Raw genomic sequence first — 18,433 nt, forward strand, 5'->3', positions numbered from 1 at the left:
TTCTCCTTTTCGCCTCTTTCCATACAGGGATTCGCTCCCCATCCTAGAACGAATGCGCCAGACAAAGTTTCACGGAAGATACGAAGACACCGGAAGAGTGTGCGAACACCCGACTTGCAGGGAGGCAGGGGAGTTTCGTGCCCCGGGCGGGGCCGGGCACGGCTTCGACGGACCCGGCAGGTGGCGCTGGATGTGCCTGGAGCACGTACGTGAATTTAACGCAGGTTACGATTGGTTCGAGGGCATGACGGCCGAGGAAATCCTCGACGCGCAGGGCCCTGCCAGCGGCTGGCGAACGGAAAGTCCGAGCTTCAGGCCGACTGCCGGCGTGGACGGCATGCCGCGCTGGGCGGATTACGACGACCCGCTCGAAGCGATTTCAGCGCGGGCAAACGGGTTCAAGAACAAGGCCCGACGCCAGGCGGAAATGGCGATGGACGGAAGGTTCAGCCGCGACGAAGCCGAGGCACTCGATACCATGGGCCTCGGTCTCGACGTCGATCGCAAGGTCTTGCGGCGGCGATATTCAGAACTCGTCCGGCGCTACCACCCCGACAGGAACGGCGGCGACCGGGGCTACGAAACGCGGCTGAACAAGGTCGTCGAAGCCTACCAGACGCTGCGCAAGAGCAGGGCGATCGCCTAACCCCGCTGCTCAGAGACCAGTTGCATGTCGATTGCCTTGGCTTCCTTGTAGGCAGGCCGTTCGCGTAGGCGCTCGGCGTAGGCCTCGAACACTGGTCGTTTCGGTATCGTGCCGAATTGCAGCCCCCAGTCCACCTGGCTGCCGACATAGACGTCAGCCATGGTGAAGCGGTCGCCGCAGACATAGTCGCGGTCCGCCATTAGCGTATCGAAGGTGTCCATCGCGCGCTCGTAGCTGCCGAAGCCCAGCATGCCTTGCTTTTGCGGATCGTCGACGCCCCAGCCCATGCTGTTGGCGATGACAGCCTGTTCGACCGGACCGGCTGCAAAGAACAATCGGCGGAAATAGGCGGCTTTCTCGTGCGGCTCGGGAAGGAGCCCGGCATCGGGATGCATTTCGGCTAGGTAGTGGCAGATGGCTGCCGCCTCGGTCACGGTGTGGATGTGATCGCCATGATGGTGCACCAGCGTCGGCACCTTGCCGAGCGGATTCGCCTTTAGGAAAGCTTCCGACTTGGCGGCCCATTCTACCAGTTCCGTATCGTAATCCGCGCCGACTTCATGCAGTGCCCAACGCGCGATCTGGCCCCTGCTCATTGGGTTGGTGAAGAAGGTATATTCGGCCATGTGTCGTCTCCTCTGCGCTTTGCTCTAGCAAGCCGCACCACCACACGCGTGTCAATTCTGGCGGAAGGCCCAACGCAGTGTCTTGCCTACGCCCCAGGTCGCCGCTCTGGCCGGAAATGCGCCTAGACCGGGCCGCTCTAGCCCGAGCATGGAGCGTGCGAAGGGCGGCAGCAGCGCCACCGCTTCCGCCCCAAGCACGGACTGGACTGCCGGTGGTGCCCCTTCCGGCCGCTGTGTGAGAACGAGATCGGCGATTTCGCGCGCCTTTGGCGATGTCGCGAGATCACTGCGCAGCTCGCGGAATATCTGCTCGGCCTCGCGCCGGTCGAGCGGGACCGGATCGGCGCCGAGAGCGCGGGCGATAACGGCGAACTGGCGATAGTATTCGTCCTGCTCGCTGCCCGGCATATCCGGACGGACATGACGCAAGTAGGCCGCCAGGAAGCTGGTGGCTTCGGCAACGTGGACCCAGGCGAGGGTGCGCGGATCGCTTGCGGAATAGGGTGATCCGTCGGGCAGGGTGCCGCCCACTGCGGCATGGATGCGATTGACCCGCTCTATCGCAGCCTGCGCGTCGTCGCGATGGCCGAAAGTCGTAACTGCGATGAACCGCGCGGTGCGCCGCAGCCGGCCATGCATGTCGGAGCGGAAGTTGGAATGGTCGAGCACGCCCTGAAGCGCGTGCGGATGGAGCATCTGCAAGAGCAGGCCGCGGATGCCGCCCACCATCATGCCCACGATGTCCGCGTGTACCATGCGTATCGGCGTGTCTTTTTCGAACAGGGCATCGTCCGAAACGGGGACCGGCTGTTCCCCGCCCTCGACATCGTTGAACACGCCGCGCACCCGCTCGACGAGCTTCATGCGGATGCGTTCTGAAAGCGGGTCTTGGGGCATTGCTGGCCAATATAGGCTTGGCTCGGCCAAGATAAATCCCTACCTCGCCCCTGCGATGAACGAGATGACCGACAAGACCTTCGACGCGGCTGCCAAAACCGTCCTTCCCGCACCCGATATCGAGGTGGATGTCCGCGAGACATTCGGCATCGATATCGACTGGAAAGTCCCGGCGTTTTCCAAGCCTGACGAACGCACGCCTGACCTGGACGAAAGCTATGTGTTCGATCCGGACACGACGCTCGCCATTCTCGCGGGCTTCGCGCACGACCGCCGGGTGATGGTCCAGGGCTATCACGGCACGGGCAAGTCGACCCACATCGAACAGGTCGCAGCGCGTCTCAACTGGCCATGTATCCGCATCAACCTCGATGCGCATATCAGCCGTATCGACCTCGTCGGACGCGATGCCATCGTGCTGCGCGATGGCTTGCAGGTTACCGAATTCCGCGAAGGCCTGCTGCCCTGGGCGCTCCAGCACCCGGTCGCGCTGGTGTTCGACGAATACGATGCAGGCCGCCCGGACGTGATGTTCGTGATCCAGCGCGTCCTCGAACAGCAGGGCAAGCTGACTTTGCTCGACCAGAACCGCGTGATCAGGCCGGATGCGCATTTCCGTCTTTTCGCCACCGCTAACACCGTCGGCCTCGGCGATACCAGCGGGCTTTATCACGGCACGCAGGCGATCAACCAGGGTCAGATGGACCGCTGGAACATCGTGGTCGGCCTCAACTACCTGCCCGCCGAGACCGAGCAGAAGATCGTCGAGGCGAAGAACCCGGATATCGATCCGAAGATCCTCGCCGACATGATCAAGGTTGCCGACCTTTCGCGACAGGGATTCATCAACGGCGATATCTCGACCGTGATGAGCCCGCGTACGGTGATCACCTGGGCGCAGAACTACGCCATCTTCAAGGACGTGGGCTTTGCCTTCCGCCTTTCCTTCCTCAACAAGTGCGACGAGGAAGAACGAATGCTGGTGGCCGAATACTACCAGCGCGTTTTCGGCGAAGACCTGCCCGAAAGCGTAGTCGGCAAGAGTTAAGGTTGAGCCCCCTATGAATGACTGTGTTATTTGTGTAGCACAGTAGGTCATGGGCGTACTCGATTCCATCTTTCGCAGGCGGCGCGGCGAACCGGCGATGTCATCGCATCGCGGCTTCTATTCGCTGCACGATGGCTTCGACGACGAGGCCTGGGACGCACGTTGGGACGACCTCGACGATGCGCTCGCCCGGCAGGAGCAGAAACGCCTGCGGCCGTGGCAACGCGATTACTGGCGCGGCCGCCGCAAACGCTGGTGGTTCGTCCGGGCCATTGCCGGCGTGCTGGCGCTATTCATCGTCCTTGTCGGCTGGCTGGCGATCACGGCGCCGCTGGGCAAGTCTCTTGAACCGATCGCGCCGCCGCAGATCACCCTGCTGGCGGCGGACGGAACGCCGATCGCCCGCAATGGGGCGATTACCGACGAGCCGGTCGATGTCGACCGACTGCCGCCCCATGTGATCCAGGCCTTTCTCGCGATCGAGGACCGTCGTTTCTACAGCCATTGGGGCGTCGACCCGCGCGGGATCGCCCGTGCTGCGGTGACCGGCACCGGCGGGGGCAGCACGATTACACAGCAGCTCGCCAAGTTCACCTTCCTGACTCCCGAGCGAACGCTGACCCGCAAGGCTCGCGAGGCATTGATCGCGTTCTGGCTGGAAAGCTGGCTGACCAAGGACGAGATCCTCGAACGCTATCTGTCCAACGCCTATTTTGGCGACAATGTGTACGGCCTGAGAGCGGCGAGCCTCCATTATTTCTATCGCCAGCCGGAAAACCTGCGGCCTAACCAGGCGGCCATGCTGGCAGGGCTGCTGCAGGCTCCGAGCGCCTATGCCCCCACCCGCCATTACGACCGGGCCGAAAAGCGCATGCGGCTGGTCATCCAGTCGATGGTCGCAGCGGGGTACATCTCCGATGCGCAGGCTCGCGCGATGAAGTCTCCCGCACTCGATGTGCGCATGAAAAGCGACCTTCCCACCGGCACGTATTTCGCGGACTGGGCCTTGCCCGAAGCGCGCGAGCTGACCGAAACGGGCTATTCGCGACAGACGCTCACCACGACGCTCGATAGTCGGCTCCAGAATATCGCCCGCAACGTGACGAGCCGTGCGCCTCTCGGGAATGCTCAGGTGGCACTTGTCGCCATGCGCACCAATGGCGAGGTCGTGGCGATGATCGGCGGCAAGGATTATGCGAAATCGCCCTTCAACCGTGCCACGCAGGCAGAGCGGCAGTCGGGCTCCACGATCAAGACCTTCGTCTACCTCGCCGCGCTGCGGAACGGGTGGAGCCCCGACGATACTATCGACAATACCGAGATTACCGAGGGCAGCTATCGCCCGCGCAATGCCAACGGCCGCTATTCGCCTACCATCACCCTGCGCGATGCCCTGGCCCAGTCCAGCAATGTCGCGACGCTGCGCCTCTTCAATGAGGTCGGCTCGGAAAAGGTCATCGAGACTGTCCGCGACTTCGGCATCACGGGAGATTTCACACGCGGCGATCCGAGTATTGCGCTCGGTTCGGCCAGCATGAACCTGCTCGAAATGACCGCAGCCTATGCCGGCATTGCAGCAAATTCATTCCCGATAAGGCCGCACGCTTTCGCCAAGGAAGAGAAGGGCTGGTTCCAGCGTCTTTGGGACGGCAATGACAGCTTGAGCGGTTCGACACATTCCGAGATCGAGGACATGCTTCGCGCCGTGATCAACGAGGGCACCGGCCGGCGCGCGATGCTGTCCGGGCCGAACTTCGGCAAGACCGGCACCAGCCAGGAGAACCGCGATGCTCTGTTTGTCGGCTATGCAGGAGACCTCGTGGTCGGGGTCTGGATCGGGAACGACGACAATTCGCCGCTCGATGGTATTTCGGGTGGCGGGCTTCCCGCACAGATCTGGCGCAACTTCATGACGCAGGCACTTGGCGCAAGTGCTGCGCCCGATCGCCCCGGTCCGCGTTCGAACGAGGACCCCGGCGGTCCGGTCGAACCGCTCGATGTGCCCGATCTGGAGGACATCCCCATTGGCGACGGTAACTCGCGCCTGCGCATCCGCGACGGCGAAGCGGTTTTCTCGACGGAAATCGATGGCATCCCGGTCGATATCCGCATTGGAGACGAAGGCGTTTCGGTATCCGAAGAAGCGATAGAGGAAGCGCGGCGCAGAGCCGAAGAACAGCGTTATGAGGCGATTCGCGAAGAATTGGAGCGGCGCGGCGCGCTCGAAGCGAACTAGTCTTTCGCTGGTTAGGCCATCAGCACGTTCATGACGGCGGTCGCGATGGGGCGATCGGGATTATCCTGCCACGCCTCGACCGTGATGTTTGCACTGCGGCGACCCAGCTTCGTGACGCGGCCGCTTGCGTAAGTCTCGCGGCTCTTACCCGCAGACAGATATTGCACGGTGATATTGATCGGTTTCAGCACCGCCTCGCGATCCCTTTGCGCCAATAAAGCGCGCAGAGCCGCGTAGCCTGCGGTCTCCAGCAAGCCGCCGGTTGCGCCCCCGTGATAATGCTCGGGCCGCCCTTCGACGGCTTCGACGAAATCGACGCGCATAACTGGTGTATCGCCGTCCCATTTCGCCAGCTTGATGCCGAGTGATCGGGCGTAGGGGGTGAGGACACTGATTTCGGGATGCTCAGCCATTTGGCACCTCCCGCGTGTCGGCTCCGCCGATTTTCATGAAAACGCCCTGGATATGGGCGACGGGATCATCGACATCGCCGTCATGGGCGAGGCCCCTGACGAATGCGGCGCTGCGAGTCAGGCGGTAGCATTGCGACCGTCCGTAGACCGATGCGCCTTCTCGCGCCGGGCGCACGTAATCGACCCTGAGATCGAGTGTCGCAATGGGTTCGAAGCGATCCATCTTTTTCCAGATCGCGAGGCCGCTCGCCATGTCCATGAGGCTCATGATCGGGCCCGATGCCAGAACCTGCTGCCCATCTTCGCCGAGCAGGTCGGTACGCCAAGGGAGGGTGAGTTCAACCCAATCTTCACCGTGGTCGGAATAGGCAAGGCCCAGCCAACCCGAGTGCCCCCTGCTGGTGAGGACGGGCGTGGCGGCGCGCGGATCGAATTTGGCGGTTTCGGTCATGGTTTCACGCGGCGATAGCGCCGGGTTCCCGCAAGTTACAGCCTTTTAATTCGATCCAGGCGCGTCAAACCGCCAGCCAGTCCCAGCGCGGCGAAAGCAGGACATTGGCGTCCGGCTCCGCGCAACAGGGAGCACACAATGGAACTTCCCAAGATCGATATTTCCAACCTGCCCGGCCTCGACACCGTCACCGGCCTTTTCGGCAGCTTTTCCGCTGATGGTGGGCCGACCGTGGACGACCGCGTGATCGTGATCATGGTCTATGTCTACGAAACCGTAGAAACCCAGGCCTTCTTCTAAGGACGGGCCGCCGCAATGAGGATCGATCCGGAATTGCGCGCGCTGCGGGGTGATCGCACCTCGCAGCGCAAGGCGCAAAAGGCTTTGGAACGGGTGCGCGACGATTGGCGCAATGGAACGGCACGGGAGGTGCTGGAAGAACTTGGATCCTATGGCGAAGGCGCGACTTTCGAAGATTGCCCGGCTTTGTGTGCGCTGTTCGATGATTGTGCCGAGGCAGGCCAGCTCGTGACTGCGCTGATGCAGCCCATGATGGCTTGCCTCTCTCGGAACCCGCTAGGGCAAGTGCCCATCCGGCATCAGCACTCCAACGGTTTGAGCGTGCTCCAACTCGCCTATTCCGGGCGGGCGGCGCTCAGTGTCTTGAGTTACTCCGAACTCGATTTCGTACCGGGAGCTTCCGCGTGCTTTGCGGGCGGAGAACGGCATGAAGCGGTCCTGGTTGGGAGCGCCGATGTACGAATGCTCGAATTGCTTGCAGAGCGAGACCAAAGCGCAGCAATAGACTGCACAACGCGCCGTGTGATGGCGGGCGAAACCTTGCGTTTCGAGGGTCGTGAGCAGACGAAATCGATCCTGCAGGTGCATGGCCGCATGGTGATACTGCGCCTTTCCCGGACCGAAGAAGTACCGGCCGATGCCTGCGAATACGCACTGGAAGACGGACGATTGATGCACAGGGCCAGCGGCTCCCGTCAGGAAAGTGGTCGGGAGATGAAGGCTGCCCTGCTTGGGCGGATGGGGCGACGCGATGCGGCGCCTGTACTGGCGCGAATGACGCGCGAGGGGAGCGATCACTTGCGCTGGCAGGCGATGCGGGAATGCCTTGCCCTAGATAGCGGCGTCGGCTTTGCAGCGCTTTCCGATCTTGCGGGAAATGCCGGTGATCCGCTTGCTGCCACCGCAGGCGCCTTGCGTGCGCAGCTCATTGAAACCTACCCACAACTTGCAAGATTGGACGAAACGCCATGCCCCGCCTGATCGAACAGTGCGACACACGCTCGCACGGCTTGTCTGCTTGCCTGGATATGCTTTCCGTGGGCTTCGATCCCGAAGACGAGATAAGCCTCGATAACGCATCGCTTGCCTTGCGGCGACTTAGCAACGACCGAAACTTTCTCGGTGACCTTCTGATCGAACAGCTCAAGCAGAACCATCACGAGGGCGGCCACGAAAGCGGCTACGGCCCTCAGGCGATTATCCTTTCGCCGAACATGGGCAGCTTCTTCCTGCGAGCAAACATTTGGCCGAGCGAGGATGAAGCCTGCTTCAGGGCCAGCGGCGCGAAGACATTCGTTTACGGAATCCCGCACGACCACAATTTCAGCTTCTTGACGGCAGGCTACTTCGGACCCGGCTATCTGAGCGATTACTACGAATACGACTACGAAAGCGTGGCGGGATGTAAGGGCGAAAAGGCAGGGCTGCGGTTTGTCGAGCGGTCCGCCCTGACCGAAGGCAAGCTGATGCTCTACCGCGCCCACCGTGACGTGCACGCGCAACTGCCGCCGCAAAGCCTTTCCGTCTCGCTAAACGTCATGCACGTGGACCCTGCCAAGGGCTGGTATGACCAATACGGCTTCGATCTCGAGAATGATGCCGTTACGGGGATTCTCAACCCCACTTCCACCGAGTGTTTCCTGCGCTGCGCAATCGGAATCGGAACCAAAGAAGCGCTGAATTTCGCGGAGTGGGTGGGCAAGTCGCACCCCAGCGACCGTATGCGTCTCGCCAGCTACGAGGCGAGAAGCAGACTGCTGGACAAGGCTGGCCGCGACGTGCTGTGGCGGCAGGCAGAGCACAGCGGCAGCATAATGCTCGCGGCCGAAGCCGCTTCGCGAAGAGCTGTGCTCTAGGAGCTTTCTACCAAAGGGTCCGGATTGTCAGGACGAAGAGCAGGGCGATGACGGCGAAGCCAATCAGGCGTAAAATCCTGCCACGTCGCCTCGCCCTGATTTTCGTATTACCTTCGTAGACGTCGAACACGTCGAACAATCCCAGCATTTGCGACCCTCTCCCTAAAAACCCCCTCCCGCCAGCGCGTCTATAGCGCCTTGCAGGATGACCGCTGCCGCGTGGGCATCGATACGTTCGGCGCGCTTTGCCCGGCTCATGTCCTGTCCGATCATCGCGGCCTCCGCGCTCGCGGTCGACCAGCGTTCGTCCCACAGCAGCACGGGTAAGTCCAGCGCGGTAGCAATGTTCCGTGCATAAGCCCGGCTAGCCTGGGCGCGGGGGCCCTCCTTGCCGTCCATGTTCCGGGGCAGGCCGATGACCACGCCTTGCACCGCGCGCTCCTTCACGATCTCGCGAAGCTTGCCGCAATCCTGGGTGAACTTGCCGCGTGGCAGGGTCTTGCCCGCGGTGGCAAAGCGCCACCCGGCATCGCACGTTGCAACGCCGATTGTCTTGGTCCCGAGGTCGAGCGCGAGCAGAACCCCGCCGTCAGGTAGAAGGTCGCCGAATTCTAGCCGGTTGTCGGTTACGATTGCCGCGTCGTCCATGTCCGCACCCGGTTGAGGACGTCTTCCTGCAAGTTCTTCCAGAACAGCGGGATGTCGTAGACGTGGTAATTGCCACCCGGCAGCACGCCCGGGCCGAGATCGGGCGCATCGCCGATCCGCAGGATGCCCGCTTCGTCGCAGCGCGCAGGCACGGCACCCGGGACCAATTCGGCGGAACTCATGTCCGCGCTTGGCTTCAGCGTGCCGAGATTGTCGGAGGCAGGAACTGAGCCTCCGGTCATGCCGGACAACGGATTGACGCACAGGACGCTGTCATCCTGGCCGCGCGCACTGCTATCCAGCCCGGGCAGGGCACTGTATCGCTGCAGCAACTGCCCCGGGTCGCCATCGTCTGTGAAGCTGAGAAACGAGACGATGCAGCTCGCTTGTTCACCCGTGGCGCAGGCCGGATAGGGAAGGGACGGCAGATCGTGTTCGACCGATATCGGCCAACCCGGCGCATAGACCGCTGCAATCCGGTCGCGCAGCGGCGTGTCGGCGACCTTATCGCGTAGAAGGCGCAGTATGTGGACCGAGCCTTGGCTATGACCCGCAAGGACGATCGGTTTTTCGGCATCCACGCTTTCAACGAAATAAGCGAACGCCTGGGCGATGTCGGCATAAGCGGCATCGATTGCGCGGCTCGCCTCGTCCTGCTCGGTCAGGAACGCGCCTACGGCGGCCTGCCTGTATTTGGGCGCCCAGATTTCGTCGGCTCGATTAAACGGGCTTGCAAGACCTCTCAGGAACACGCGAGCAAGACGGTCGGTCTCGGCATCGTTCAGCGGTGCGTTCCATTCGCCCAATGCGCCTTTGGTGTAACTGGTAGGGGGCACGAAAAAGACTGCGAATGACGGCGTCTCGCTCGCATCGGCAGCTTCCCCGCGCTCTGAACCCACGGTGGCGAAAGGCGCGGGTCCATCTATGCTCTGTTCGGCGGCGGGAGCGTCTGGAGAGGGCGTGCGGCTCGCGGGATCGGGTGCCACCTGCGCGACGGCGGGTTGGTAGCGCGCCGGATCGTCGGTTCCGATGCCTGGTCGCGAATACCACATGGCGGGATCTTCATAGGCGTTGGCGGCGAGCGCTTCCTGCTCGACGAATTCACCGCGCGGCACGAACGCGATCTCCGTCGCCTCGCGCCCATAGATGGCAAGCGCAATCGCGCCGACGATGATGATCGCAATGATTATCGCCACGAAATAGAGGAATTTGCGTGCCATATCAGGCCTCTGCCTCCGTTATCTCTGCGCTCTCTCCAAGCTTCGCCAAACGCTCTGAACGCCGTTCCAGCGCGACCTTCATCATCGCCAGCATCGGGTCGGCGAGCGCGAGGCCGAGGATCCCGAAAAGCACCCCGAAGATCAGCTGGGCCGAGAGGACGAGGCCGGGCGCAAGGTCGACCGTCTTCTTGGCGATCATCGGGACTAGGATGTAGCCGTCGAAGTTTTGGACGAGGAAATAGACGAAAATCGTATAGAGCCCCATGTCCACTCCGCCGGAGAACCCGACCAGCACCATCAGTACGCCCGAGATGATCGCGCCGATATTAGGGATAAAGGCGAGCAATCCGGTCAGGAGTCCCAGCAGGGCGGCCATCGGCACGCCGTAGAGGGCGAGCAGGGCCCAGGTGAAGATACCTTCCGCGACCATGCCGACCAGCCGTCCGGCGAGCAGCCTGCGCATCGTATAGGCCTGATAGCTAAGCGTGTCGTAGAAGGCTTCGCGCTTGTTCGCCGGGACCATCCACGCGACGCCGCGCTCGTAGATGCGCGGGTCGATCGCGAAATAGACGCCGATGATAATAATCAGCACCAGCGTCGTGACACCTCCGAAAAGGCCGCCGATTGCGCGGGTGACAGTACCGACGCCGCTCATGAGATTGCCCATCATCGACTGGATATCTTCCGTCCGCACCGCAAAACCCTTGCTGCGCAGATATTCGAGGAAACGCTCCAGTTGCATTTCGATGATCGAAGGGAATTCGGCCGCCTGTTGCGAAATCTGCGAACCTGCGAAGTAAACGAGCCAGACCAGGAAGGCGGTTGCCAGCAGCAGGACGATGGCCACGCGCCAGTTGCGGCCGATGGGCAGGGCGCGACCCAACAAGCGCGAACCGCCATCGATCAGGGCTGCAAAAACCATCGCACCGAAGATGACGAGCAGCGATTGCGACAAATGGACCGCAAGCGCGATGAGGCCAATGACGAGGCCCCAGGTCAAAGCGCGGGCCGCCTCGAAACGGAGGCGCGGATCGCCTATGCGTGTTGGGCTGGCACCCGGATTGTCGTCTTCTGCCGCCAGACCGGGGTGCGCGGCTTTGTTTTCAGGCATTTATCCTTCGGGCTCCTGCGATATGGCAGGGCGCAGAGTGGTCCAGGAACGGTTTTCGCGCAAGCTGGTAAACCAGGTCACAGGGTTGAGCGAGGTCGTGCCGTCGAGCGAGAAGGTGATGAATTCTGCGCGCCCGCCGATGTTTTCCAGCGGCACGGGGCCGAGGAGCCCGCGCGAGGAATTGAGTTCGCGGCTGTCGGAAGAATGGTCGCGATTGTCGCCCATCACGAAGACTTCGCCTTCGGGAATGGTCATCGGTCCGAAATTGTCGAGCTGCGTGCGCGTGTGGTCGATGACAAGGTAATTCGCCCCGTTCGGCAGCGTTTCGCGCAGGACCGGAACGCGGCAGACCGGCTTGCCATCATCATCGGTCACCAGAAAGCTCGGATCGCCGAAGCCCCAGCAAGTGGAGTTCGCATCGACCGGCAGGTCACGCGCGGGCTCGACTTCCTGCGGGACTGGCGTGCCGTTCAATTCGATACGACCATTGACTACCCCGATCGTATCGCCGGGCAGGGCGACGACGCGCTTGATGTAATCCTCGTCTCGCTCCGGATGGACCGGAATAACGATATCCCCGTACTCGGGCGTCGAGCCGGCAACCCGCCAGTCGCCGCGCGGCGCGAGGTGGAAGCTGACCGAGGACCAGTTCCAGCCATAGGGATACTTGCTCACGACCAGCCGGTCGCCGACCAGGAGGTTCGGCAGCATCGATTCTGACGGGATGTAGAACGGCTTCGCGATGAAGCTGTGGAACGCGAAGACGGCGAGCAGCATCAGCGCCAGGCCGCGGATTTCCGCGAACCAGTTTACCTTTTCGTCTTGCTTGTCGGATTTTGTCACGGCCGGTGTGTCGATACTCAAGCGGGATGGGCCTCGATGATGACGAAGGCCTGTGCCCATGGATGGTCGTCGGTGAGGGTGAGATGAATGCGCGGCTCATGGCCGTGCGGGACCATTTCGGCAAGCCTTTGTGCAGCGCCGCCCTCCAGCGCCAGGGTAGGGGCGCCAGAAGGGGCGTTCACCACGCCGATATGTTTCATGAAGACCCCGCGACGAAAGCCGGTTCCGACCGCCTTGGAGAAAGCTTCCTTTGCGGCAAAGCGCTTCGCGTAGGTGCCGGCGATGGTGAAGGGGCGCTTGCGGGCCTTGGCTCGCTCTATCTCGGTGAAGACGCGCAGTTCGAACCGTTCGCCATAGCGGTCGAGCGAATTCTGGATGCGCTCGATATTGCACAGGTCGGAACCCATTCCGATGATCATGCTGCCCTCGAAATCATGACGGTAAGGATGATCAGCATCATCCAGTGAATGAAGACCTGGCTCTTGACCAAGGGATGGTCGATCTCGCCCTTTGAGCGTTTGAATGCGCCAGCATAGCCGATCACCTGGATGATCGGCCAACCTATCGCAAAGGCGAGTGCGGCCTGCTGCGCTATCGCATAGGCGAGCAACCCTATGCTCAACAGGAAGGGGATAACGGCTGCCAGCCCCCACAGCTGCTCTTTACCGGAAAGGGCGGGCTGGCTCACCGCGCCTCGTCCATCAGTTCGCGCATATGGCGTACAGCACTCTCCAGTCCGACGAAGACCGCTTCGCCCACCAGGTAATGGCCGATGTTGAGCTCAGCGATCTGGGGGATGGCAGCGATGGGCTGGACGTTCTCGTAAGTGAGGCCGTGGCCCGCGTGGGGCTCAATGCCGTTCTTGGCCGCAAGCGCCGCCATGTCGGAAATCCGCTTCAATTCGCGGGCCAGCTTGTCGCCGTCGCCGTCGAGATGGGCGTGGGCATATTCGCCGGTATGAAATTCCACGACCGGAACGCCGAGCTTGAGCGCGGCATCCAGCTGGCGCTCGTCAGCCTCGATGAACAGCGACACGCGGATGCCGTTATCTTTAAGTTTCCACACGATCGGGGCGAGCGTGTTGTGCTGGCCCGCTGCATCGAGGCCGCCCTCGGTCGTACGCTCCTCGCGCTTTTCCGGAACGATGCAGGCGGCATGCGGCTTGTGAGCCAGCGCAATCTCCAGCATCTCCTCGGTCGCGGCCATTTCCAGATTGAGCGGGAGATCGGTTGCTTCCTGGATGCGTCTGAGGTCGTCATCACGGATGTGCCGACGGTCTTCGCGCAGATGCGCCGTGATCCCGTCGCCGCCGACACGGGCGACGATTTCGGCCGCGCGGACCGGGTCGGGATGGTCACCGCCACGGGCGTTCCGGATGGTGGCGACGTGGTCAATGTTGACGCCAAGGCGTAAAGGGTTGGTCATTCGGTGCACACCGCTGCAGACAGGATTTCATAGCTCAGTCCCTCGCGGCTCCAGACTTCGCCGAAAGAGAATTGTTCCTCGCTTTGGCCGATGAAAGCGGCAATGGCTATATTGCGTTCCGGCATTATGAAATTGCGTGCCTGATAGCCGCCGATTGCGCCGCGTCGCTCGATGATCCGCACTGGCGCGTCGCAGCCATTAAGCGCGAGTATGCTCTCCCACTGGCCTAGTGCCGTGTAGCCGAGCTCCGGCACACCCTCCCACATTTCCTCGCGCGCGGCATTCGATAGGAGGTGCCCCGTCATCAGCGCCCGGTCGAATGCTATAAGGTCGCGGGTTGTGCCCGCCAGTCCGCCCGACGCACCGTAAGGGGCAATCTCGGAGGCAGGAGTGCCTGTCATACTAGGCGCCAGACGCGTTTCGGGCGTTACGAACCCGGCCTCCAACATCCCGGCAGGTGCAGCGATGCGCTCTTGGAAGAGATCCGCCAAGTTCTGCCCAGTAACCCGTTCAAGGACTTTGCCGACAAGTAGCGTATCGCAATTGTTGTAGTCGAATTCTCCGCCCGGTTCGCGCGCGCGACGTTCGACGCAAACCATCGGATCCAGCGGTTTAGAAGGGTCGGATACGACGCTTGCATCATCCTCAGGGTTATAAAGGCCGGACTGATGGCGCAGCAGCTGTCGAAGGTTCGGAGCGCCGGGGCCGATCTCAGGCCACTCTGTCAGATAGGCACTGACCGGCCGGTCGAGCGAAATCGTGCCTTTTTCGACTTCCTGCATCACGAGAGTGGCAACGACCTGCTTAGTCACCGATGCCCACGGCCAGAGGTTTCCCCTGCCCATCGACGCCCCGGCGATTAGGCCGCCGGAGATCCGGATTTCGCCGTCAAATGCGTAGGCATCGACAATCGGCTGAAGGCGTTCCTGGGTTAGCAGCGATGCGGTTGGGGAAGAGGTGCTGTAAATGAGACCGTCTGGCGGAGGACAGCCGGTCAGCATGACCGCCGCCAAAACCGCCATGGCTGATCTCACTTGCGGCTTCCCGGTTTGGTGATCTCAATTGCGGCCAACTCGTCCGGAACCTCGTCCTCGTCATAGGTCGGGAAGTTGATATCGATCAGCGGGAAGAACGGCACGCCCAGATCGGCAGAACCATTGCTGCGGTCGACCAGCGATACTTCGGCTATGACTTCTCCGCCCTCGCGGCCCACGGCGGCAATCGCCTCGCGGCTCGAGAGGCCGGTGGTAACGACGTCCTCGACCATCAGCACTTTGGCGCCCGGGTCGATCCGAAAGCCGCGGCGCAGGTGGAATTCGCCGTCAGGCCGTTCGAGGAACATCGCGTCCTTGCCCAGAGCACGTCCCATTTCCTGCCCGATGATGATGCCGCCCATGGCGGGGCTGACAACCACGTCGATATCGTTGCGGATTTCGCGCGGGATCTTCTGGGCCAGCGCTCGGGCCAGCCTGCCCGCCCGGTCGGGGTTCATCAGCACGCGCGCGCATTGCAGATAATGGCCGCTGTGCTTGCCGCTCGAAAGCTTGAAATGGCCTTCGAGAAGGGCTTCGCTGGCGCGGAATTCGGAGAGGATTTCATCTTCTGTCATGTCGCTTCGGCTCAAAGCGCGTCCGGCCCGATTGCGCAAGAGGCAATGCAGGATGCACATTTTTCTGCCCCCAGCGCTTGAGGCATGCGCCATGTCTATCTATAGGGCGGCCCAACCGGGCCCTCGTTGCAGGGTCGCTTGCCCCTGCGCCGTTAGCTCGCTTTCGGCACATGCAGCGGAGGATTCGCCCGGACGATGACATGACACGAAAGAGTGCCAAGACGATGAAATTCCTCGGTTTCCACCGGATTGTCGCCAGCCTGGTAATGGCGTTCGCCCTGGTCTTCGGATCGCAGACCGCGATTGCGCAGGATGCTGCCGAAGCTATCGCAACCGAACAGCTCGAATCTGTCGATCCGGCAGAGGCAGCCGACGTTGCCGATCCGGGTGCCGTTACGGAAGGTAGCGGAGCCTACACGCCGATGAAGCCGACCGAAGGTATCGGCATGCCGGTGGATGCGGGCCTCGATATTCAGCCGCAGTTCTCGGAAACCGGCGAGTTTGCTTACGGCCTGCACATCGGCCTCATCTGGGTCATGGTCGCGATCAGCCTCTTCGTCCTCGTGCTGATGCTCTACACGATTTTCCGTTTCCGCCGCTCGGCGAACCCGACGCCTTCTAAGACCAGCCACAACACGCTGATCGAAGTCATCTGGACGGTTGTTCCGGCCCTCATCCTGCTTGCCATCGCGATCCCCTCGATCACGCTGATCGCCAAGCAATACGAGCCGATCCCCAAGGATGCCATCACCATCAAGGCGACCGGCTACCAGTGGTATTGGGGCTATACCTATCCCGACAATGGCGAGTTCGAGATTATCTCGAACATGCTCGACGACGCCGAAGCAGAAGCGCGCGGCGAACCGCACCAGCTCGCTGTCGATAACCGCATGGTCGTCCCGGTAGGTGTTCCGATCCGCATGCAGATCACCGCTGCCGATGTGATTCACTCGTTCGCCGTGCCGAGCCTGTGGTTCAAGCTCGATGCCGTTCCGGGTCGTCTCAACGAGAAGATCCTGATGGTCGAGAAGCCGGGTGTCTATTACGGCCAGTGCTCCGAACTTTGTGGCGCACGCCATGCCTACATGCCCATTGCCGTCGAAGCGCTTCCGCTGGAACAGTACAACCAATGGGTCCTCGCGCAGGGTGGCACGATTGCCGGTGCAGAGGAAACTGGCGATCTCGATGCAGAGCTCGCTCCGCTCCAGGAACCTGAAAGCACTGTAGAAGGTGCTGCCGGTGCCGGTGAGTTCCCGGTCGAAAACCCGACGACCTGATTACGCCTTTAGAATTCAGTCCGCTGACGAAAACGCATTCGAGAGTATAGCAAGATGGCCACTACCGCCGACAGCTTCCAGGCCCACGACGACCACCACGCGCATGATGCCCATCACAAGCCCGGCTTCTTCGCACGCTGGTTCATGTCCACGAACCACAAGGACATCGGTACGCTCTACCTGATCTTCGCGATTGTCGCGGGTATCATCGGTGGCGCGATTTCGGGCATCATGCGTGCCGAGCTCGCCGAACCGGGCATCCAGTACCTGCAGTATTGGGCGCAACTGATGGGCGGCGCGGCGGATATCGATAGCGCGCTGCACATGTGGAACGTGTTCATCACTGCGCACGGACTGATCATGGTCTTCTTCATGGTCATGCCCGCGATGATCGGTGGCTTCGGCAACTGGTTCGTCCCGCTCATGATCGGCGCGCCCGACATGGCGTTCCCGCGCATGAACAACATTTCGTTCTGGCTGACGGTGGCAGGCTTCCTGTCGCTGATTTTCTCGCTCTTCGTTCCTGGCGGTATCGGGCCGGGCGCGGGCGTTGGCTGGACCGTCTACGCACCGCTTTCGACCTCTGGCTCCACCGGCCCGGCAGTCGACTTCGCGATTTTCTCGCTGCACCTAGCAGGCGCAGGCTCGATCCTTGGTGCGACCAACTTCATCACCACCATCTTCAACATGCGTGCGCCGGGCATGACCCTGCACAAAATGCCGCTGTTCGTGTGGTCGGTGTTGGTCACTGCCTTCCTGCTGCTGCTGGCCTTGCCGGTTCTCGCGGCGGCAATCACCATGCTGATTACCGACCGTAACTTCGGCACGACCTTCTTCGACCCCGCAGGCGGTGGCGACCCGATCCTTTACCAGCATCTGTTCTGGTTCTTCGGTCACCCCGAAGTGTACATTATGATCCTGCCGGGCTTCGGCATGATCTCGCAGATCGTCGCAACCTTCAGCCGCAAGCCGGTCTTCGGCTACCTCGGCATGGCCTACGCCATGGTCGCGATCGGCGTCGTCGGCTTCGTCGTGTGGGCCCACCACATGTACACGGTCGGTCTCGACGTGAACACGAAGATGTACTTCACCGCAGCGACCATGGTCATCGCGGTCCCGACCGGCGTGAAGATTTTCAGCTGGATCGCCACCATGTGGGGCGGCTCGATCGAGTTCAAATCGCCGATGGTCTGGGCGCTGGGCTTCATCTTCCTGTTCACCGTGGGCGGCGTGACCGGTGTCTATCTCGCCAATGGCGGCGTGGACGATGTGGTCCACGACACCTACTTCGTTGTTGCCCACTTCCACTACGTGCTGTCGATGGGTGCCGTGTTCTCGATGTTCGCCGGTTTCTACTACTGGTTCCCTAAGATGAGCGGCCGGATGCACTCCGAACTGCTTTCGCACCTGCACTTCTGGGGCTTCTTCATCGGCGTGAACGTGATCTTCTTCCCGCAGCACTTCCTGGGCTGGCAGGGCATGCCGCGCCGTTACCCGGACTATGCGGACGCCTACACCTACTGGAACGAGATCAGCACCCTCGGGTACATGATCATGGCTGCATCGATGGTCCTGTTCTTCGTGAACATCATCTATGCCTTCGTCGCCGGCAAGAAGGCCGAAGACAACTACTGGGGCGAAGGCGCAACCACGCTCGAGTGGACGCTTTCGAGCCCGCCACCGTTCCACCAGTTCAGCGAACTGCCGGTGATCGAAGAGCATCACGATCACCACGACCACATGCCGCGCGGCGCCAAGCCCGCCTGAGCTGTATAGTCCACTGGACAATGACAAACGGCCGGTCCCATGAGGGATCGGCCGTTTTGT

22 protein-coding genes are annotated in these 18,433 nt (G+C 61.8%); 8 read left to right on the top strand and 14 right to left on the bottom strand.

Annotation, left to right across the window (positions count from 1 at the left end; translation table 11 throughout):
• Nucleotides 1-52 precede the first annotated feature (52 nt).
• The gene (locus tag GRI34_RS01900) at nt 53-646 is read left to right on the top strand and encodes a J domain-containing protein (RefSeq protein ID WP_160594493.1); all 594 of its coding nucleotides are present in this window, start codon (nt 53-55) and stop codon (nt 644-646) included.
• Here GRI34_RS01900 and GRI34_RS01905 read toward each other — a convergent pair.
• Nucleotides 643-1,272 carry a glutathione S-transferase family protein gene (locus tag GRI34_RS01905; RefSeq protein WP_160594494.1) on the bottom strand — a complete coding sequence of 210 codons (630 nt, stop codon included), beginning with the start codon at nt 1,270-1,272 and terminating at the stop codon, nt 643-645. The two genes, GRI34_RS01900 and GRI34_RS01905, sit on opposite strands and share 4 nt — an antisense overlap.
• A 51-nt stretch (nt 1,273-1,323) precedes the next feature.
• The gene (locus tag GRI34_RS01910; protein ID WP_160594495.1) at nt 1,324-2,169 is read right to left on the bottom strand and encodes an oxygenase MpaB family protein; all 846 of its coding nucleotides are present in this window, start codon (nt 2,167-2,169) and stop codon (nt 1,324-1,326) included.
• Nucleotides 2,170-2,224: 55 nt separating this feature from the next.
• Between GRI34_RS01910 and GRI34_RS01915 the strand changes: the two genes are divergently transcribed.
• On the top strand, nt 2,225-3,217 hold the full coding sequence (locus GRI34_RS01915) for an AAA family ATPase (protein WP_160594496.1): 993 nt from the start codon (nt 2,225-2,227) through the stop codon (nt 3,215-3,217).
• 97 nt (nt 3,218-3,314) lie between these two features.
• Nucleotides 3,315-5,453: a transglycosylase domain-containing protein gene (locus tag GRI34_RS01920; RefSeq protein ID WP_234028124.1), complete on the top strand. Its 2,139-nt coding sequence runs from the start codon at nt 3,315-3,317 to the stop codon at nt 5,451-5,453.
• Between the two features lie 11 nt (nt 5,454-5,464).
• Here GRI34_RS01920 and GRI34_RS01925 read toward each other — a convergent pair whose 3' ends face one another.
• Together GRI34_RS01925 and GRI34_RS01930 are read right to left on the bottom strand one after the other, a co-directional pair.
• Entirely contained in the window at nt 5,465-5,866 is a 402-nt protein-coding gene (locus tag GRI34_RS01925; protein WP_160594498.1) for a PaaI family thioesterase, read from the bottom strand.
• Nucleotides 5,859-6,317 carry a PaaI family thioesterase gene (locus GRI34_RS01930; protein WP_160594499.1) on the bottom strand — a complete coding sequence of 153 codons (459 nt, stop codon included), beginning with the start codon at nt 6,315-6,317 and terminating at the stop codon, nt 5,859-5,861. The genes GRI34_RS01925 and GRI34_RS01930 overlap by 8 nt, the downstream gene beginning before the upstream one ends.
• Before the next feature lie 138 nt (nt 6,318-6,455).
• On the opposite strand from GRI34_RS01930, the gene GRI34_RS13175 reads away from it, so the two are divergent.
• Genes GRI34_RS13175 through GRI34_RS01940 form a run of 3 tightly spaced genes read left to right on the top strand, consistent with a single transcriptional unit; the run spans nt 6,456 to nt 8,473 of the window.
• Nucleotides 6,456-6,617 (top strand): hypothetical protein, encoded by a 162-nt coding sequence (locus GRI34_RS13175; protein ID WP_199800096.1) that lies wholly within the window; start codon nt 6,456-6,458, stop codon nt 6,615-6,617.
• A gap of 15 nt (nt 6,618-6,632) precedes the next feature.
• The gene (locus GRI34_RS01935; protein WP_160594500.1) at nt 6,633-7,598 is read left to right on the top strand and encodes a hypothetical protein; all 966 of its coding nucleotides are present in this window, start codon (nt 6,633-6,635) and stop codon (nt 7,596-7,598) included.
• Entirely contained in the window at nt 7,586-8,473 is an 888-nt protein-coding gene (locus tag GRI34_RS01940) for a transposase (RefSeq protein WP_160594501.1), read from the top strand. The genes GRI34_RS01935 and GRI34_RS01940 overlap by 13 nt, the downstream gene beginning before the upstream one ends.
• 7 nt (nt 8,474-8,480) lie before the next feature.
• Here GRI34_RS01940 and GRI34_RS01945 read toward each other — a convergent pair whose 3' ends face one another.
• Genes GRI34_RS01945 through pyrE form a run of 10 tightly spaced genes read right to left on the bottom strand, consistent with a single transcriptional unit; the run spans nt 8,481 to nt 15,329 of the window.
• Nucleotides 8,481-8,621: a hypothetical protein gene (locus GRI34_RS01945; protein WP_160594502.1), complete on the bottom strand. Its 141-nt coding sequence runs from the start codon at nt 8,619-8,621 to the stop codon at nt 8,481-8,483.
• Between the two features lie 14 nt (nt 8,622-8,635).
• Entirely contained in the window at nt 8,636-9,121 is a 486-nt protein-coding gene (ruvX, locus tag GRI34_RS01950; protein ID WP_090482313.1) for a Holliday junction resolvase RuvX, read from the bottom strand.
• Nucleotides 9,100-10,341 carry a DUF3089 domain-containing protein gene (locus GRI34_RS01955; protein ID WP_160594503.1) on the bottom strand — a complete coding sequence of 414 codons (1,242 nt, stop codon included), beginning with the start codon at nt 10,339-10,341 and terminating at the stop codon, nt 9,100-9,102. The genes ruvX and GRI34_RS01955 overlap by 22 nt, the downstream gene beginning before the upstream one ends.
• 1 nt (nt 10,342) lies before the next feature.
• The gene (locus tag GRI34_RS01960; RefSeq protein ID WP_160594504.1) at nt 10,343-11,452 is read right to left on the bottom strand and encodes an AI-2E family transporter; all 1,110 of its coding nucleotides are present in this window, start codon (nt 11,450-11,452) and stop codon (nt 10,343-10,345) included.
• Entirely contained in the window at nt 11,453-12,355 is a 903-nt protein-coding gene (lepB, locus tag GRI34_RS01965; RefSeq protein WP_160594505.1) for a signal peptidase I, read from the bottom strand.
• Nucleotides 12,313-12,714, bottom strand: coding sequence for a holo-ACP synthase (gene acpS, locus GRI34_RS01970; RefSeq protein WP_090482326.1), 402 nt, complete (start codon nt 12,712-12,714; stop codon nt 12,313-12,315). The genes lepB and acpS overlap by 43 nt, the downstream gene beginning before the upstream one ends.
• Nucleotides 12,711-12,983, bottom strand: coding sequence for a hypothetical protein (locus GRI34_RS01975; RefSeq protein WP_160594506.1), 273 nt, complete (start codon nt 12,981-12,983; stop codon nt 12,711-12,713). Before GRI34_RS01975 ends, acpS begins: the two co-directional genes overlap by 4 nt.
• On the bottom strand, nt 12,980-13,720 hold the full coding sequence (locus GRI34_RS01980) for a pyridoxine 5'-phosphate synthase (protein ID WP_160594507.1): 741 nt from the start codon (nt 13,718-13,720) through the stop codon (nt 12,980-12,982). Before GRI34_RS01980 ends, GRI34_RS01975 begins: the two co-directional genes overlap by 4 nt.
• A complete protein-coding gene (locus GRI34_RS01985) occupies nt 13,717-14,742 on the bottom strand; it encodes a serine hydrolase domain-containing protein (protein ID WP_160594508.1) in 1,026 nt (341 codons plus the stop codon). The genes GRI34_RS01980 and GRI34_RS01985 overlap by 4 nt, the downstream gene beginning before the upstream one ends.
• Nucleotides 14,743-14,750: 8 nt before the next feature.
• On the bottom strand, nt 14,751-15,329 hold the full coding sequence (gene pyrE / locus GRI34_RS01990; RefSeq protein WP_160594509.1) for an orotate phosphoribosyltransferase: 579 nt from the start codon (nt 15,327-15,329) through the stop codon (nt 14,751-14,753).
• Between the two features lie 200 nt (nt 15,330-15,529).
• Between pyrE and coxB the strand changes: the two genes are divergently transcribed.
• Nucleotides 15,530-16,606: a cytochrome c oxidase subunit II gene (coxB, locus tag GRI34_RS01995; RefSeq protein WP_407692128.1), complete on the top strand. Its 1,077-nt coding sequence runs from the start codon at nt 15,530-15,532 to the stop codon at nt 16,604-16,606.
• A 54-nt stretch (nt 16,607-16,660) separates the two neighbouring features.
• Nucleotides 16,661-18,373, top strand: a complete 1,713-nt coding sequence (gene ctaD / locus GRI34_RS02000; protein WP_160594510.1) for a cytochrome c oxidase subunit I — start codon at nt 16,661-16,663, stop codon at nt 18,371-18,373.
• Nucleotides 18,374-18,433: the final 60 nt, after the last annotated feature.

This window comes from Qipengyuania aquimaris, assembly GCF_009827445.1.
In the GTDB taxonomy this organism is placed as follows: Bacteria; Pseudomonadota; Alphaproteobacteria; order Sphingomonadales; family Sphingomonadaceae; genus Qipengyuania; species Qipengyuania aquimaris.

Excerpts from the sequence above, each read along its gene's own strand:
- GRI34_RS01900 (WP_160594493.1), top strand. The coding sequence starts at position 53 with ATGCGCCAGACAAAGTTTCACGGAAGATACGAAGACACCGGAAGAGTG.
- GRI34_RS01905 (WP_160594494.1), bottom strand. The coding sequence starts at position 1,272 with ATGGCCGAATATACCTTCTTCACCAACCCAATGAGCAGGGGCCAGATC.
- GRI34_RS01910 (WP_160594495.1), bottom strand. The coding sequence starts at position 2,169 with ATGCCCCAAGACCCGCTTTCAGAACGCATCCGCATGAAGCTCGTCGAG.
- GRI34_RS01915 (WP_160594496.1), top strand. The coding sequence starts at position 2,225 with ATGAACGAGATGACCGACAAGACCTTCGACGCGGCTGCCAAAACCGTC.
- GRI34_RS01920 (WP_234028124.1), top strand. The coding sequence starts at position 3,315 with ATGTCATCGCATCGCGGCTTCTATTCGCTGCACGATGGCTTCGACGAC.
- GRI34_RS01925 (WP_160594498.1), bottom strand. The coding sequence starts at position 5,866 with ATGGCTGAGCATCCCGAAATCAGTGTCCTCACCCCCTACGCCCGATCA.
- GRI34_RS01930 (WP_160594499.1), bottom strand. The coding sequence starts at position 6,317 with ATGACCGAAACCGCCAAATTCGATCCGCGCGCCGCCACGCCCGTCCTC.
- GRI34_RS13175 (WP_199800096.1), top strand. The coding sequence starts at position 6,456 with ATGGAACTTCCCAAGATCGATATTTCCAACCTGCCCGGCCTCGACACC.
- GRI34_RS01935 (WP_160594500.1), top strand. The coding sequence starts at position 6,633 with ATGAGGATCGATCCGGAATTGCGCGCGCTGCGGGGTGATCGCACCTCG.
- GRI34_RS01940 (WP_160594501.1), top strand. The coding sequence starts at position 7,586 with ATGCCCCGCCTGATCGAACAGTGCGACACACGCTCGCACGGCTTGTCT.
- GRI34_RS01945 (WP_160594502.1), bottom strand. The coding sequence starts at position 8,621 with ATGCTGGGATTGTTCGACGTGTTCGACGTCTACGAAGGTAATACGAAA.
- ruvX (WP_090482313.1), bottom strand. The coding sequence starts at position 9,121 with ATGGACGACGCGGCAATCGTAACCGACAACCGGCTAGAATTCGGCGAC.
- GRI34_RS01955 (WP_160594503.1), bottom strand. The coding sequence starts at position 10,341 with ATGGCACGCAAATTCCTCTATTTCGTGGCGATAATCATTGCGATCATC.
- GRI34_RS01960 (WP_160594504.1), bottom strand. The coding sequence starts at position 11,452 with ATGCCTGAAAACAAAGCCGCGCACCCCGGTCTGGCGGCAGAAGACGAC.
- lepB (WP_160594505.1), bottom strand. The coding sequence starts at position 12,355 with ATGGGCACAGGCCTTCGTCATCATCGAGGCCCATCCCGCTTGAGTATC.
- acpS (WP_090482326.1), bottom strand. The coding sequence starts at position 12,714 with ATGATCATCGGAATGGGTTCCGACCTGTGCAATATCGAGCGCATCCAG.
- GRI34_RS01980 (WP_160594507.1), bottom strand. The coding sequence starts at position 13,720 with ATGACCAACCCTTTACGCCTTGGCGTCAACATTGACCACGTCGCCACC.
- GRI34_RS01985 (WP_160594508.1), bottom strand. The coding sequence starts at position 14,742 with ATGGCGGTTTTGGCGGCGGTCATGCTGACCGGCTGTCCTCCGCCAGAC.
- pyrE (WP_160594509.1), bottom strand. The coding sequence starts at position 15,329 with ATGACAGAAGATGAAATCCTCTCCGAATTCCGCGCCAGCGAAGCCCTT.
- coxB (WP_407692128.1), top strand. The coding sequence starts at position 15,530 with ATGACACGAAAGAGTGCCAAGACGATGAAATTCCTCGGTTTCCACCGG.
- ctaD (WP_160594510.1), top strand. The coding sequence starts at position 16,661 with ATGGCCACTACCGCCGACAGCTTCCAGGCCCACGACGACCACCACGCG.